This window comes from Ruminococcus sp. 1001136sp1, assembly GCF_039841815.1.
Taxonomy (GTDB): Bacteria; Bacillota; Clostridia; order Lachnospirales; family Lachnospiraceae; genus Blautia_A; species Blautia_A faecis.
The window spans coordinates 35,365-49,543 of record NZ_JBDPGY010000027.1 but is presented as its reverse complement, the minus strand read 5'-3'; the positions used below and the strand labels follow the sequence as shown (position 1 = coordinate 49,543).

The following is a 14,179-nucleotide window of genomic DNA, read 5'->3' as shown; positions in this document are numbered from 1 at the left end:
TGATATTTATTATATCAGAAAAGCGGTTCCAACAATAGCAAAACCCTGCAAAAGCAGGGCTTTGTCTACAGTCTGAAGCAGCTGGATTACAGCTGCTTCAGTACGTTTAAGAGTTTTGTATTATCGTCGTGCATCATGATGCAGAAGCGGACAAATTCGCCGTCCAGGCACTGGAAGGAAGAACAGTCGCGGATCATCAGGCCTTTTTTGATGCAGGCCTCAAAGACATCGGCGGAAGTCAGACCGTCCCGGCGGATTTTTAATAAGATGAAATTGGCATAGGCAGGATAAACTTTAAAAGTAGGGATATTTTGAAGTTCCTGCTCCATGCGGTCACGCTCATCGAGGATCAGATCACGCGTTTCCTGAATGTAGTCGTGGTCACGGAGCATCAGCTCTCCGGCAAAGGCACCAAGACTGTTCAGTGACCATGGCGTCTGTTTTTCTCGCATTTTGGAAAGAAATTCCATATTTCCGGTAATTCCGTAACCGAGACGCATGCCCGGTGCAGCATAAAATTTAGAAACACCACGCAGTACCATAAGATTGGTAAATTCTCTGGTCAGAGGAATTGCAGTTATTTCTTCGACATCTGGTGCGAACTCTACGTAAGTTTCATCGATCATGACAAAAATATCTTTATCTGCACAGAATGCGATCAGTTTGCGGAGATCTTCCTCCATGATTGCAGAGGAAGTCGGATTATTCGGATTGCAGAGAATCAGGAAATCATAACCGTTTTCCAGAGTTTTGCACAGATCCTCTACATCGAGAGTGAAATTTCGTTCTTCTCGCAGATGATAATATTCCTGTGTGCTTCCGGAGAAAGAAAGTTCTCTGGAATATTCGGAATATGTCGGTCCGAGAATCAGGGTGTGTTTCGGCGCACGTTCCTGAATCAGAAGTGAGATCAGTTCACTGGAACCATTTCCCGGTAAAATAAATTCAGCGGGAATCCTGCAGTATTCTGAGATCGTATTTCTGAGAGATACATAATCTCTGTCCGGATAAGAAGAAAAAAGATCGACATTTTCTGCAATTTCTTTTTTTACAGAGGCGGAGAGGCCAAGAGGATTGACATTTGCCCCGAATTTAACGATATCTTCTTTATTTAAATGATAGTAGTCACATATTTTTTCTATGTCACTTCCATGAAAAACCATTTTTGTAGTCATAAGGTTACACTCCTCATTATTTCGCTATTTACTATAATAAATCATCGAAGCGTTTTTTACAATAGACAACCGCCGAAGATGTGTTATACTAGAAAAACAGGTGTTGCTGTGAATACAGGCAGTATTCCGCGAGGTGTTTTGGAATGGATTTTGACCAAGTTGCTGTGAACGGAGTGAACAGTAACAAACAGGTGTTGTTGTGAACAGCAATAACTAATAAATATGCAAGACGGGGGAATGAATATGAGATTGCAGACAGTACAGGATGCATTGAATCAAAAAAATATCAGGTTTGAATATACCGAAGAAGACGGATGCGGAAGTCTGGATTTTATGTTCCGCGGACTGAAATTCCATGTGTGGGAATATCACGATGGAGTCTGGGGTGCAGAGACAAATATCTATGAGGCAGGCAGAAGTGAGGATATTGAGGGCGATTATGAAGAAAAGATTGCTGGAGAAATTCTGTCATGGCCGGATATGATCAATAATTAAGCAGGAGAGAAAAATGAAACTTGTAAACATTGCCGATGAAGGCGCAAAATATAAATGGCAGCTTTATGATCTGTATGATAAAGCATTTCCGGAACAGGAGAAAAAGCCCCTGCAGGTAATGGAAAACCTGGTAGCAGATGGAAAGATGGAGATGCTTGCAATGGTTGACGAAGATGAATTCGTAGGATTGGCAATCAATCTGATCGATGCGGAGCAGGATAGGTCGCTTCTGGATTATTATGCAATTGTACCGGAGAAAAGAAATTACGGATATGGAAGCAGGGGACTGGAGGCATTACTTAAAAAGTTCAAAAATCATAAATATATTTTTGAAATAGAAACACAGGATGAAAAAGCAGAAAATGCTGAAGAACGCAAAAAAAGAAAGGCTTTTTATCTTCGGAACGGACTTCAGGAGACGGGATTGTTTGTAAATGTGTATGATACAGATTTTGAAATCCTTACACCGGACGGTGAGCTGACTTTCTGGGAATATGTAGATTTTCTGCGAGAAGTAATGTATGAAGAATACGTACAGATTCTTCGCCCGACATTGATTGCGATGAAAAAATAATAAAAATACAAAAGGAAATTAAGGACAGGGAACGTGGGAGAAAATGTGGTTTTAGTTTATCTGGTAGTATGTTTTTTTGTATTTCTGGCAGGATTTGTGGATTCGATTGCCGGAGGAGGCGGACTGATCTCACTTCCGGCATATATGATTGCGGGACTGCCGGTACATACTGCAATTGCAACAAATAAAATGAGCAGCTCCATGGGAACTTTCGTGGCATCTTTTCACTACATGAAAAAAGGCTTTATGAAATGGAAAATCTGTATTCCGGCAGTTTTTGGTGCAATTGCCGGATCCTGGATAGGATCTCATCTGGCTCTTCTGATTTCGGAGAAAGCTTTAAAGATCGCCATGCTGGTTGTGCTTCCGGTCATTTTGTTTTATGTACTGAGAAGCAAAGCACTGAAAGGAAAAGACGAAAATGCAACAGAAGTAATCAATGGAATGCTGATTTTTAAAAGTATTCTGATCGCAGCTGTAGTTGGTATTTATGATGGGATTTACGGACCGGGAACAGGAACATTTCTGATGCTTTTATTTACCGGTTTCTGTCATATGACATTAAACGATGCAGTAGGTGCCACAAAGGCAATCAATCTGACAACCAATATCACAGCACTTGTCGTATTTCTGATCAATGGCAAAGTGCTTTTGCCACTGGGAATTGCAGCAGGAGTTTGTAACATGGCAGGGAATTATCTTGGAAGTCATAGCTTTACTTCAAACGGTCACAAGATCGTAAAACCGGTTATGATTGTGGTGATCGTGATCTTCTTCATTAAAGTATTAACAGAACTGATTTGAAACACACAAAAGGGGACTTATTTCACATCCCCCTTTGTCTACAGTCTGAAACCCTGGTGCGTGTGAGCAACAGGGTTTTTTATTGCGATAGTTTGTGATGATATCACAGAAAATGATTTACCTTTTGCTTATAATGTAACTACAAACAAAGTAAGGAGGTAGTCTAAATGAGATTAAAAGATAAAGTTGCAATCATTACGGGTGGAAGCCGTGGTATAGGATTTGCTACATCTGATAAATTCTTGAAGGAAGGTGCTTCAGTTGTGTTGGCAGCAAGTTCACAGGAATCGGCAGATGTTGCTGTAGATAAATTAAAAGAAAAATATCCCAATGCAATAGTTGCTGGAATTAGTCCAAATCTGACAAGCATGGAGTCTGTCAGAAAGGCTTTTAAAGAGGCAACTGAAAAATATGGATGTGTCGACATACTGGTAAATAATGCAGGGATTTCAGAAAACACCTCATTTATGGATTATACAGAGGAGACTTTTGATAAAGTCATGGATCTAAATGTAAAAGGAGTATTTAATACTACTCGTGTAGCAGCAGAATGTATGGTGGCAAGAGGCAAGGGGGTCATTCTCTCAACTTCTTCCATGGTGAGTATTTCGGGGCAGCCAAGTGGGTTTGCTTATCCGGCATCGAAGTTTGCAGTAAACGGATTGACTGTATCATTAGCAAGAGAACTAGGACCTAAAGGTATTCGTGTTAATGCTGTTGCACCTGGGATTACAGAAACTGATATGATGAAGGCCGTGCCAAAGGAAGTTATCGAACCTATGATTGAAAGAATTCCATTGCGTCGTCTTGGACAGCCAGAAGATATTGCCAATGCGTTTGTGTTTCTTGCTTCAGATGAGGCGAGTTACATTACAGGTGTTATATTAAGTGTAGATGGTATGGCAAGAAGTTAAGTTAATGAGGTATGGTGATGTAATCACGGAAAATAAATGAAATTAAGACTATAATAAATCTACAAAAAGAAAAAGATAAGGAGGACTGTAAAATGTCTGCTATTAATATCAATAAAAATAATTTTCAGAACGAAGTACTGAATTCCGATAAACCCGTTCTTTTAGATTTTTGGGCATCTTGGTGTGCACCTTGCCGCATGGTAGTACCTATTGTAGAGGAGATTGCAAGTGAGCGTAGAGATATTAAAGTTGGAAAGATTAATGTAGATGAAGAGCCTGAACTGGCAAATAAGTTCAGTATTATGAGCATTCCGACTTTAGTGGTTATGAAGAATGGGAAGATTGTACAGCAGGTTTCAGGGGCGAGACCTAAGAATGCGATTTTAGAAATGCTTTAGGGAGGTGTGCTAATGGGATTTTTGATCTCTTTAAACAGTCGAATATTAATCAAGGCATAGAAGAATATAAAAGGACTGATGATGCAGTTCTGCTGGATGTACGTACACCGCAGGAATATCAGGAAGGACATATACCAGAAAGTAAAAATGTGCCGTTGCAGCAACTTGACAATATTGCTTCTGTAGCGAAGAATAAGGATATCCCACTGTTTGTATACTGTTATTCCGGTTCACGAAGCCGCCAGGCAACTGGGATACTGCAACGAATGGGATATTCTAAAGTAAATAATATCGGTGGCATTGCAGCTTACTCAGGAAAGGTGGAAAAATAAGATGAAGGTAATAATTGTAGGAGGTGTAGCCGGAGGAGCTACAGCCGCAGCAAGAATACGCAGACTGAATGAACATGCTGAAATTACTGTGTTTGAAAGATCCGGATACATGTCCTATGCAAATTGTGGACTTCCATATTATATTGGAGACGTGATCACAGACCCGGAAGAACTTACACTACAGACACCAGAGAGTTTTTTTAAACGCTTCCGTATTAACATGAAAATTCATCATGAAGTTATCTCCATACATCCGGAACGTAAAACGGTTTCAGTGAAAAATTTAGAGAATGGTGAGATATTTGAAGAAAAATATGATAAGCTGATCCTCTCTCCAGGTGCAAAGCCAACACAGCCGAGACTTCCCGGAGTAGGTATTGATAAACTTTTTACACTTCGTACTGTAGAAGACACTTTTCGGATAAAGGAATATATAAATAAGAATCATCCAAAATCGGCTGTATTGGCAGGTGGCGGTTTTATTGGTCTGGAACTGGCAGAAAATTTGAGGGAGCTTGGCATGGATGTTACGATTGTCCAGCGGCCTAAGCAGCTGATGAACCCTTTTGACCCGGATATGGCATCCATGATCCATAATGAAATGAGAAAGCATGGGATAAAACTGGTACTGGGCTATACAGTAGAAGGATTTAAAGAAAAAGACAACGGAGTGGAGGTCCTGTTGAAAGATAATCCATCCCTTCAGGCTGATATGGTAGTTCTGGCAATCGGAGTCACACCAGACACAGTATTAGCAAAAGAAGCCGGTCTGGAACTTGGCATCAAGGAAAGTATTATAGTGAATGACAGAATGGAAACCTCTGTACCGGATATTTATGCTGCAGGTGATGCAGTTCAGGTAAAACATTATGTTACGGGTAATGATGCGCTGATTTCTTTGGCAGGACCAGCCAATAAACAGGGCAGAATCATCGCTGATAATATTTGTGGCGGTGATAGTCGTTACCTGGGCAGTCAGGGAAGCTCCGTTATAAAAGTGTTTGATATGACAGCAGCCACTACAGGTATCAATGAAACCAATGCTAAAAAGTCAGGATTAGAGGTAGATACAGTAATTCTTTCTCCTATGAGTCATGCCGGTTACTATCCTGGTGGAAAAGTGATGACCATGAAGGTGGTTTTTGAAAAAGAGACCTATCGTTTGCTTGGTGCTCAGATTATTGGATATGAAGGAGTTGATAAACGTATTGATGTGCTGGCAACAGCAATCCATGCAGGGCTGAAGGCAACTCAGCTGAAGGATTTGGATCTCGCATATGCACCGCCTTATTCCTCTGCCAAGGATCCTGTAAATATGGCAGGATTCATGATAGACAATATAGCAAAAGGTACCTTAAAACAATGGCATCTGGAAGATATGGATAAGATTTCTAGAGATAAAAGTGTTGTGTTGCTGGATGTGAGAACTGTAGGTGAATTTAACAGGGGGCATATGGATGGATTCAAAAACATTCCTGTAGATGAACTAAGGGAACGTATCAATGAAATTGAGAAGGGAAAGCCTGTTTACCTGATATGCCAGAGTGGGCTGCGAAGTTATATTGCCAGTCGTATTCTGGAAGGAAATGGATATGAAACATACAACTTCTCCGGCGGATTCCGCTTCTATGATGCAGTTGTCAATGACCGTGCGCTGATTGAAAAGGCATATGCATGTGGTATGGATTATTAAAAATAATCATAATATTTTTATAATTTTCTCGTAATATAAAAAGATCCCCCATTTATTAGAATGACTTTCATAATTCTGATAAATGGAGGATTCTTCTTTATATGTTACAGAAAAACAATTTTATGACCTTTGGAGTGTTTCCAGTCTTTTTGGATCAAGGATTGTGATTTTGCCGCGGGAGAGTTTGACGAGACCCTCGCCTTGAAAGTATCGAAGCATTCGAGTGATAACTTCCCTGTGGGAACCAAGATGATTAGCAATCGTCTCATGAGTGATTTTCAGCTCGTTTGTTCCTTCGATAGAGGTCTCTTCTAAAAGAAATGAAGCAACACGCTTATCCAAACTCTTCCACATGATTTGTTCAATCAGCCACATGACATCAGAAAAACGGGTGGCTATTAACTCATTGGTATAGTTTGCGACGGGAGCAGATTCCTTCATAATGCCCTTATAGATTTCAGCAGGGATGATCCAAAGATCAGTATCTTTTTCTGCTTCAATGGTTACTTCAAATTGAATGGAGCGTATGATACATGAGGCGGATAAAAGACACATATCCATATCGAACAGACGGTAAAGTGTAATCTCTCGTCCTTCATCTGAAAGTATGTAGGTTCGAAGCTGCCCGGATTTAACCAGTAATAATCCAGTGCAATCCAGGTTTCCATTGTGAATGATTGTCCCTTTTTTTACATACTGTGTGATTAAATTGTCTGAAATTATTTTTTTCTGTGTTGTATTTAAGTCATTCCATAGTGGAAAACAATTTTCGAAGTTCATAACCGTTATCTCCTTTACGAATATAGTATACTTGCTTTTTTTAGATGCGTCAATTATGTAACTGGCATATGCCATAAATAGAAATAAAAAGAAGTGTAATAAAGTAAATTATCTTTTCTGTGATATCATCACAGAAGCAAGATCTTTTATGCGATATATTAAGTTCAAACAGGAGAAGGAGTTGAAAAATATGACATCAATAAATATAAATAAAGAAAAGTTTGGACAATTAACTCATAAAGAAAAACCGGTTTTGGTTGATTTCTGGGCACCTTGGTGTGGTTATTGCCGTAGAATTGGAGCGGCTTATGAAAAAATAAGTGAAGAATACAGCGATATTCTTATTGCTGGAAAAGTAAATATTGATGAAGAACCACAGATTGCAGAAGCTGAAAAGATTGAGATAATTCCTAAGCTGGTTTTATATCGGGATGGAAAGGCAATAGATTCTATTGTTGCACCTGAATCAAAAATAATGATAGAGAATTTTATTAATGAAGCATTGGAAAAATAAAAGGAGGACTGCTGTATGAATGAAAATCATGTTTACGATATGATTATCGTGGGGGGAGGACCTGGAGGGTATACTTCAGCATTATACGCAGCCAGAGCAGGATTTGATACAATTGTTTTAGAAAAATTATCTGTAGGTGGTCAGATGTCATTGACCTGGCAGATTGATAACTATCCTGGTTTTGAAAATGGAATTGACGGATTTTCATTAGCAGAGAAAATGCAAAAACAGGCGGAAAAATTTGGCGCTAAAAGTGAATATGCTGAAGTTTTTAATATGGATTTAACAGGAAAGCTTAAGAGAGTAGAAACTAGTTCGGGAATTTATATTGGGAAAACAGTAGTGATTGCTACTGGAGCAAATCCAAGAGAACTTGGTCTCGCTAAAGAAAAAGAATTGATAGGTCATGGGGTTGCTTATTGTGCCTCCTGTGATGGTATGTTTTATAAAGATAAGATCGTGGTGGTTGTTGGTGGTGGAAATTCTGCTGTATCAGATGCTGCTCTTTTAAGTCGAATTGCTAAGAAAGTCATCATTGTTCATCGTAGAGATACATTACGTGCAACGAAAATCTACCATGACCAGCTGATGAAAACTGAAAATATAGAGTTTCGATGGAATAATACAGTAAATGAACTGATTTATGGAGAACGATTGACTGGTGTGCGGTTGAAAGATACAGTTACAGGAGAAGAAAGCATTATAGAATGTGACGGCCTGTTTGTGAGTATAGGAAGAAAACCGACAACAGATTTTTTAGATAATCAGATAGAACTGGATAATAAAGGATATATTGTGGCAGGTGAAAACACTGAAACGAGTATTCCGGGTGTTTATGCTGTAGGAGATGTCAGAACAAAGTTACTTCGTCAGATAGTAACAGCAGTGGCAGATGGTGCTATGGCAGTACATATGGCAGAAGAGTATATGGAGAAATAATAATCAGAATTTGAATAGTGAACTTTTTATACTGAAATATGTACGATTTCAATAATGACATGAACTTATGGGAACGTATTGCGGATACTTTGTGAACTTTATCCTGATACAATGATTATGCTGATGAAAGAAGGCATTCAGAATGGAATTACACTAGAAATACTTATGACAAAAAAACATAAGAAAACACCGGAAGAAAAAGCAGCTGTTGCGAAACAAAAGAAACAACAGATGAGAGCAAAACTGAAAAAAGAAACAAGAGATAATCTGGCTAAAGAAGAGATCTTGCAAGATGACCGATTTTTCTTTATTGCCGGTTATACCTCCGGAGGTGCACCGTATGGTATCACCTTGGAGGAAATGGGTCTGAAACCTTGGGATGATTTGGAGGAAAATAAAATGGTGTAAAAGTGGTGTAAACAAAAATCAGCTGTGAAGATTATTGAAAACTATTGAAAACAATACGCTTCTCATATAAATATGCAAAAAAAAAGTGGGTTATTATATTTTTTTACATATAAAAAGAAATTGTGAAATTTTTATCTTTAAATGTGCGAAAATTATGAAAATTGTGCGTATTCATATACTTATACAGAAGAATTTTCATGTAATAAGGCTAAAAAATGAAGCGTAGCGGTAGAATACGGAGCTGATTTGCACAATAAAATATAAAAAAACCAAATAAATCAATACGTCATTTAAAAACAAATTCTTAACAAATAATGAATTTTGTATATATTCAAACGTTTTTGTTGCACTTCTTTTGTCAATTTGCTATAATTGGTACAATAAACAGAAAGAAATGGGAGAGGTGAACTATGAATTTAGGTATCATTGCACATAATAGTAAAAAAGTTCTCATTGAAGATTTCTGTATCGCTTATAAGAACATCCTGGCCAAGCATGAAGTATATGCTACCGGCACTACAGGAAGAAGAATTGAGGAAGCCACCGGTCTTCATGTCCATAAGTTTTTACCGGGCAGTATCGGAGGCGATAAGCAGTTCATGGAAATGGTAGAGCGGCAGGATCTGGATATGGTAATACTTTTCTATAATCCTGTTATGATAGATCCGAAGGAGCCAGACATCACAGCTATTGTAAAGCGCTGTGACCAGTATAATATTCCGGTGGCGACCAATATCGCTACTGCAGAACTTCTTATTCTTGGACTGGCCCGTGGTGATCTGGATTGGAGACTGAATCTGAAATGAGAGTCATCGCAGGAAAAGCAAGACGACTGAACCTTAAGACTGTGCCGGGTATGGATACACGCCCCACCACAGACCGCATCAAAGAAACTCTTTTTAATATTCTTCAGCCTGAACTTCTGGATTGTCACTTCCTTGATCTGTTCAGCGGAAGCGGTGCAATCGGCATTGAGGCATTAAGCCGCGGAGCAGCTCGGGCTGTTTTTGTTGAAAAAAATCCCAAGGCATGCACATGCATAAGAGAAAATCTGACATTTACAAAACTTGCAGATAGTGGTACACTGCTGAATATGGACGTGATGCAGGCCCTTCGTTCCTTAGAAGGAAAGGGCGTTTTTGACTGCATATTTATGGATCCCCCATATAACCATGAGCTGGAGCGTCAGGTTCTGGAATACCTTCAGGACAGCAGTATTCTGGATGAGAATACACTGATCATCGTGGAAGCTGACCTTACTACAGATTTCGGTTATGTGGAAGATCTTGGCTACAGACAGCTGCGTTCCAAAGAATACAAAACTAACAAGCATATCTTTTTATGCCGGGGAAAGTGAGAAAAATACATGGTAATAGCTGTTTATCCAGGAAGTTTTGATCCGGCCACTTATGGTCATCTGGACATAATCAAGCGTGCAAGCGTATCTTTCGACAAAGTAATCGTAGGAGTTTTGCATAATTCTGCAAAAAGTCCGTTGTTTTCTGTTGAAGAACGTGTTAATATACTAGAAAAGGCAACAAAAGACATGGAGAATGTAGAAATCAAGGCATTCAAGGGTCTTTCTGTGAACTTTGCCAGAGAGAATCATGCACAGGTGATCGTGCGCGGGCTTCGTGCAGTTACAGATTTTGAATTTGAACTGCAGATGGCACAGACAAACCGAGTGCTTGCTCCGGATATTGACACCGTGTTTCTGACGACAAGCCTGGAATATGCATATCTTAGCTCTACTATTATGAAAGAAGTAGCAGGCTATGATGGCGACCTGAGCAAATTTGCTCCGCCGGAAATTACCGAAGCTGTTAAGAAAAAGATGCACGATTTGAAGAAATAGAATAAGGAGAGTTTACTATGAGCAGCAGAATTGAACAGATCATTGAAGAAATCGAAGAATATGTAGACAGTTGTAAATATCAGCCACTTTCTACAACTAAGATTGTAGTGAATAAAGAAGAAATCGAAGAGCTTCTTCGTGAACTTCGTCTTAAGACTCCAGACGAGATCAAACGTTATCAGAAGATCATCAGCAATAAGGATGCCATCCTTGAGGATGCACAGACCAAGGCAGATGCACTGATCGCAGATGCACAGAATAAAGCTCAGGAGCTTGTTACCCAGCATGAGATCATGCAGAAAGCATATGCGCAGGCAAACGAGACTATCAATGCAGCGAATCGTCAGGCTCAGGAGATTCTGGATTCCGCTACACAGGATGCTAACAGCATTCGTCTCAGCGCGATCACATACACAGATGACATGATGGCAAACATCGGTTCCGTACTTACCCAGACTCTTGAGGATGCTGGCGGCAAATATAAAGGATTCATCGATGCTCTTCAGGCATGCATGGATGTTGTAAACCATAATCGTCAGGAGCTTGCGCCACAGACTGCTCAGGCAGCTGCAATGTCCGGCTCTTATCAGCCGGCTGATACAGAGGCTTCCAAGGAAGATGAAGCTCTTCTGGACGAGATTGGCGATAACTAATTTTGCTGCGCGAAATATAGCAGACTTTATCTGATTGTGATTCACTAAAACTATTCTATAAATGTTTTATGTGAGCAGGGATCATGTTTATAAGAATATAAGTATGAGAGCAGCAGTAACTGCTGCATTCATACATTTGGCAGAAGCGTACGGATGAAGGGAGAGTTCCTTTCCAAGTACGCTTTTTGTTTGCGCCATAATACAGAATCCTCCGAATGCACTCATACACAGTGCAAGAAGTACACGAAGTGAATAAGAAAACCCGGACAGCAGGAGCCCATGGAGACCAGTGGTAACTTCTATCAGTCCGAGAAGAATATATTTTCCCTGTGCCGGAAGATACCAGAAATGACTTATGGCTGCGGACAGAATAGAGAACATAAGAATATAACCACCCAGTTTTGCCATAGTTTCAAAACTATTCATAATGACAAAATCCAGGAGCCCGGCAGAAGTATATTCCTGCTCAGATATTTTTGGCGTACAAAAGGAAAGCAGTGAGTTTTTTCTATAGACTGTAAAGCGAAAAAAACACATGCAGATCATGTCTGATAGAAACAGAATCCCCACAAGAAAACCAATATGTAATTTTCCCTCAAGACAGATATGTCCCACATAAGTAATAAGAAAGGCCGGACTTGGATTATTGCAGAAAGTTAACAAATATTCAGCCTCCTGCCGGCTGATTTTTCCAGCATAATACAAATCTGCGGTTAATTTTGCCCCCATAGGGTAACCGGTGAGAAGTCCCAGAAGAAATACATAGGCTCCTCCCGGAGAAAGCCCAAAAACGACCTTGAAAAAAGGAGCAGTTGGTTGTAAAATTTTTGTAATCCAATCTGTGTGCACCAGAATTCCTGTAAGGATCATAAACGGAAGAAGGGTAGGCAGTAAGGTCTCCAACCACAGTTTCAGTCCGTTTCTTGCCGCAGCAAGAGCTTCGGCCGGGTAACACAGAAGGAAGAGTAAAAGCAGGATAACAGAAAGCAGGATTATTTTTTTCTTCATTTTGACCTCGTTATTAAAATAAAAGCCCAACATGTGAAGTTATAGTCAGGTTGTGTTCAGCAGCCTGAAGTATGTTTAAAAAATCATTATATAAAATTTATATTCTGTTTCTGTCTCAAAATGCCGAAAAGATAAATACAAACCATATATAAAATTTTGGAGGTAACCCATATGGCAATTTTAGAAAACTTCGAACCCAAAAATGTGTTTCACTATTTTGAGGAAATCTGTGGTATTCCACATGGTTCAGGAAATACAAAACAAATCAGTGATTATCTGGTGAATTTTGCAAAGGAACATGATTTGAAATATGTTCAAGATGACATGAATAATGTTGTGATTTATAAACCTGCAACACCTGGCTACGAAAACGCGCCCACAGTCATCCTTCAGGGACATATGGATATGGTTTGTGCGAAATGCCCGGAAATCGAACATGATTTTACAAAGGATGGACTAAAGCTGGTTGTAAAAGATGGCTTTTTATCAGCCGAGGGCACTACTCTTGGCGGCGATGACGGAATTGCAGTGGCTTATGGCCTTGCGCTTTTAGACAGCACAGATTTGCCGCATCCGGCTTTGGAGGTTGTTTTCACCGTCGATGAAGAGACGGGGCTTCTGGGCGCTGACGGATTCGACTGCAGCCTTTTGAAGGGAAGAAGAATGATCAATCTGGATTCTGAAAAAGAGGGCTGTCTGTGGGTAAGCTGCGCTGGTGGTGTTGCTGGAAATTCTTATCTGCCAGTCCGGCGTGTGGACGCTTCCGGCAGAAAAGTTAACGTAAAAGTCTGTGGACTTGTGGGAGGCCATTCCGGAGCTGAAATACACAAAAACCGCGCAAGTGCCAATATTCTTATGGGACAGTTTCTTTATGAACTTTCCCATGTCTGTGGCTATGCATTAAAAGAATTAGAAGGTGGTCAGCAGGACAACGTTATTACAAAAGAATGCGAAGCGGTTCTTCTTGTGCTTCCGGAAGAAATTTCTCAGATCACTTCCCTTGCAAAGAAAATGCAGAAGGATTTCCGGGCAGAATACACTGGTACAGATGATACTATTACAATTCAGATAACAGAAGAAGGGGATATGGATGCACAGGTTCTTCATCCCACCAGCCAGGAAAAAGTGCTTTTTTATCTGATGAACATGCCATTTGGTGTTAAGAAAATGAGTGGTACCATAGAAAATCTGGTGGAAACCTCCTGCAATCCCGGAATTCTGAAGCTGTATGGGGACGAGTTGTTTGTACAGACCAGTATCCGAAGCTCTGTAGGAACTGCCAAAGAGGCTCTTTCCCATAAAATCCAATATCTGACAGAATTTCTGGGAGGCGAATATGAGACTGAGGGGGCTTATCCTGCATGGGAGTATCGTAAAGCTTCTCCTCTTCGTGACAAGATGGTAGAAATTTATAAAAACATGTACGGTAAAGACCTGGAGGTAGTTGCCATTCATGCCGGTCTGGAATGTGGTATTTTTTATGAGCGAATGGAAAACCTTGACTGCACCTCTCTTGGACCGGATATTCTGGACATCCACACCAGCAAAGAACGCCTTGATATGGCTTCTGTGAAACGGGTTTGGGAATATCTGACAGAAGTATTGAAAAATTTGAAAGACTGATAATTACATGTATA

Annotated in this window: 18 protein-coding genes; 15 read left to right on the top strand and 3 right to left on the bottom strand. The window is 40.0% G+C overall.

The window, feature by feature from the left end; translation table 11 throughout:
• Window positions 1–86: 86 nt before the first annotated feature.
• The gene (locus ABHC48_RS18265; protein ID WP_173771954.1) at window positions 87–1,175 is read right to left on the bottom strand and encodes a histidinol-phosphate transaminase; all 1,089 of its coding nucleotides are present in this window, start codon (window positions 1,173–1,175) and stop codon (window positions 87–89) included.
• Between the two features lie 243 nt (window positions 1,176–1,418).
• On the opposite strand from ABHC48_RS18265, the gene ABHC48_RS18260 reads away from it, so the two are divergent.
• From ABHC48_RS18260 to ABHC48_RS18230, 7 genes are all read left to right on the top strand, one after another.
• Window positions 1,419–1,670, top strand: a complete 252-nt coding sequence (locus ABHC48_RS18260; protein ID WP_118583122.1) for a kinase — start codon at window positions 1,419–1,421, stop codon at window positions 1,668–1,670.
• Between the two features lie 13 nt (window positions 1,671–1,683).
• The gene (locus ABHC48_RS18255; RefSeq protein WP_195700296.1) at window positions 1,684–2,244 is read left to right on the top strand and encodes a GNAT family N-acetyltransferase; all 561 of its coding nucleotides are present in this window, start codon (window positions 1,684–1,686) and stop codon (window positions 2,242–2,244) included.
• Between the two features lie 45 nt (window positions 2,245–2,289).
• Complete coding sequence (locus tag ABHC48_RS18250; protein ID WP_173716728.1) at window positions 2,290–3,048, top strand: TSUP family transporter; 759 nt, start codon at window positions 2,290–2,292, stop codon at window positions 3,046–3,048.
• 167 nt (window positions 3,049–3,215) lie between these two features.
• The gene (locus tag ABHC48_RS18245; RefSeq protein ID WP_195700297.1) at window positions 3,216–3,962 is read left to right on the top strand and encodes a 3-oxoacyl-ACP reductase family protein; all 747 of its coding nucleotides are present in this window, start codon (window positions 3,216–3,218) and stop codon (window positions 3,960–3,962) included.
• A gap of 92 nt (window positions 3,963–4,054) precedes the next feature.
• Window positions 4,055–4,360, top strand: a complete 306-nt coding sequence (gene trxA / locus ABHC48_RS18240; RefSeq protein WP_005421612.1) for a thioredoxin — start codon at window positions 4,055–4,057, stop codon at window positions 4,358–4,360.
• Window positions 4,361–4,377: 17 nt separating this feature from the next.
• On the top strand, window positions 4,378–4,692 hold the full coding sequence (locus tag ABHC48_RS18235) for a rhodanese-like domain-containing protein (RefSeq protein ID WP_195700316.1): 315 nt from the start codon (window positions 4,378–4,380) through the stop codon (window positions 4,690–4,692).
• 1 nt (window position 4,693) lies between these two features.
• A complete protein-coding gene (locus ABHC48_RS18230) occupies window positions 4,694–6,385 on the top strand; it encodes an FAD-dependent oxidoreductase (RefSeq protein WP_195700298.1) in 1,692 nt (563 codons plus the stop codon).
• A gap of 120 nt (window positions 6,386–6,505) precedes the next feature.
• Here ABHC48_RS18230 and ABHC48_RS18225 read toward each other — a convergent pair whose 3' ends face one another.
• Entirely contained in the window at window positions 6,506–7,240 is a 735-nt protein-coding gene (locus tag ABHC48_RS18225) for a Crp/Fnr family transcriptional regulator (RefSeq protein ID WP_334285474.1), read from the bottom strand.
• Between the two features lie 115 nt (window positions 7,241–7,355).
• Between ABHC48_RS18225 and ABHC48_RS18220 the strand changes: the two genes are divergently transcribed.
• The 7 genes from ABHC48_RS18220 to ABHC48_RS18190 all read left to right on the top strand — a co-directional run bounded on the left by ABHC48_RS18220 (window position 7,356) and on the right by ABHC48_RS18190 (window position 11,534).
• Window positions 7,356–7,679 carry a thioredoxin family protein gene (locus tag ABHC48_RS18220; protein WP_347505921.1) on the top strand — a complete coding sequence of 108 codons (324 nt, stop codon included), beginning with the start codon at window positions 7,356–7,358 and terminating at the stop codon, window positions 7,677–7,679.
• 15 nt (window positions 7,680–7,694) lie between these two features.
• Window positions 7,695–8,618, top strand: coding sequence for a thioredoxin-disulfide reductase (trxB, locus tag ABHC48_RS18215; RefSeq protein WP_195700300.1), 924 nt, complete (start codon window positions 7,695–7,697; stop codon window positions 8,616–8,618).
• Window positions 8,619–8,783: 165 nt separating this feature from the next.
• Window positions 8,784–9,026: a hypothetical protein gene (locus ABHC48_RS18210; protein ID WP_173736064.1), complete on the top strand. Its 243-nt coding sequence runs from the start codon at window positions 8,784–8,786 to the stop codon at window positions 9,024–9,026.
• Between the two features lie 410 nt (window positions 9,027–9,436).
• On the top strand, window positions 9,437–9,832 hold the full coding sequence (locus ABHC48_RS18205; protein WP_021926957.1) for a methylglyoxal synthase: 396 nt from the start codon (window positions 9,437–9,439) through the stop codon (window positions 9,830–9,832).
• A complete protein-coding gene (gene rsmD / locus ABHC48_RS18200; protein ID WP_118583107.1) occupies window positions 9,829–10,383 on the top strand; it encodes a 16S rRNA (guanine(966)-N(2))-methyltransferase RsmD in 555 nt (184 codons plus the stop codon). The genes ABHC48_RS18205 and rsmD overlap by 4 nt, the downstream gene beginning before the upstream one ends.
• Window positions 10,384–10,392: 9 nt before the next feature.
• Window positions 10,393–10,881, top strand: coding sequence for a pantetheine-phosphate adenylyltransferase (gene coaD / locus ABHC48_RS18195; RefSeq protein WP_118583104.1), 489 nt, complete (start codon window positions 10,393–10,395; stop codon window positions 10,879–10,881).
• A gap of 17 nt (window positions 10,882–10,898) precedes the next feature.
• A complete protein-coding gene (locus tag ABHC48_RS18190) occupies window positions 10,899–11,534 on the top strand; it encodes an ATPase (protein ID WP_118583101.1) in 636 nt (211 codons plus the stop codon).
• 87 nt (window positions 11,535–11,621) lie between these two features.
• Here ABHC48_RS18190 and ABHC48_RS18185 read toward each other — a convergent pair whose 3' ends face one another.
• Entirely contained in the window at window positions 11,622–12,542 is a 921-nt protein-coding gene (locus ABHC48_RS18185; RefSeq protein WP_195700301.1) for a nucleoside recognition domain-containing protein, read from the bottom strand.
• Between the two features lie 171 nt (window positions 12,543–12,713).
• On the opposite strand from ABHC48_RS18185, the gene ABHC48_RS18180 reads away from it, so the two are divergent.
• Entirely contained in the window at window positions 12,714–14,165 is a 1,452-nt protein-coding gene (locus tag ABHC48_RS18180; RefSeq protein WP_195700302.1) for an aminoacyl-histidine dipeptidase, read from the top strand.
• Window positions 14,166–14,179: the final 14 nt, after the last annotated feature.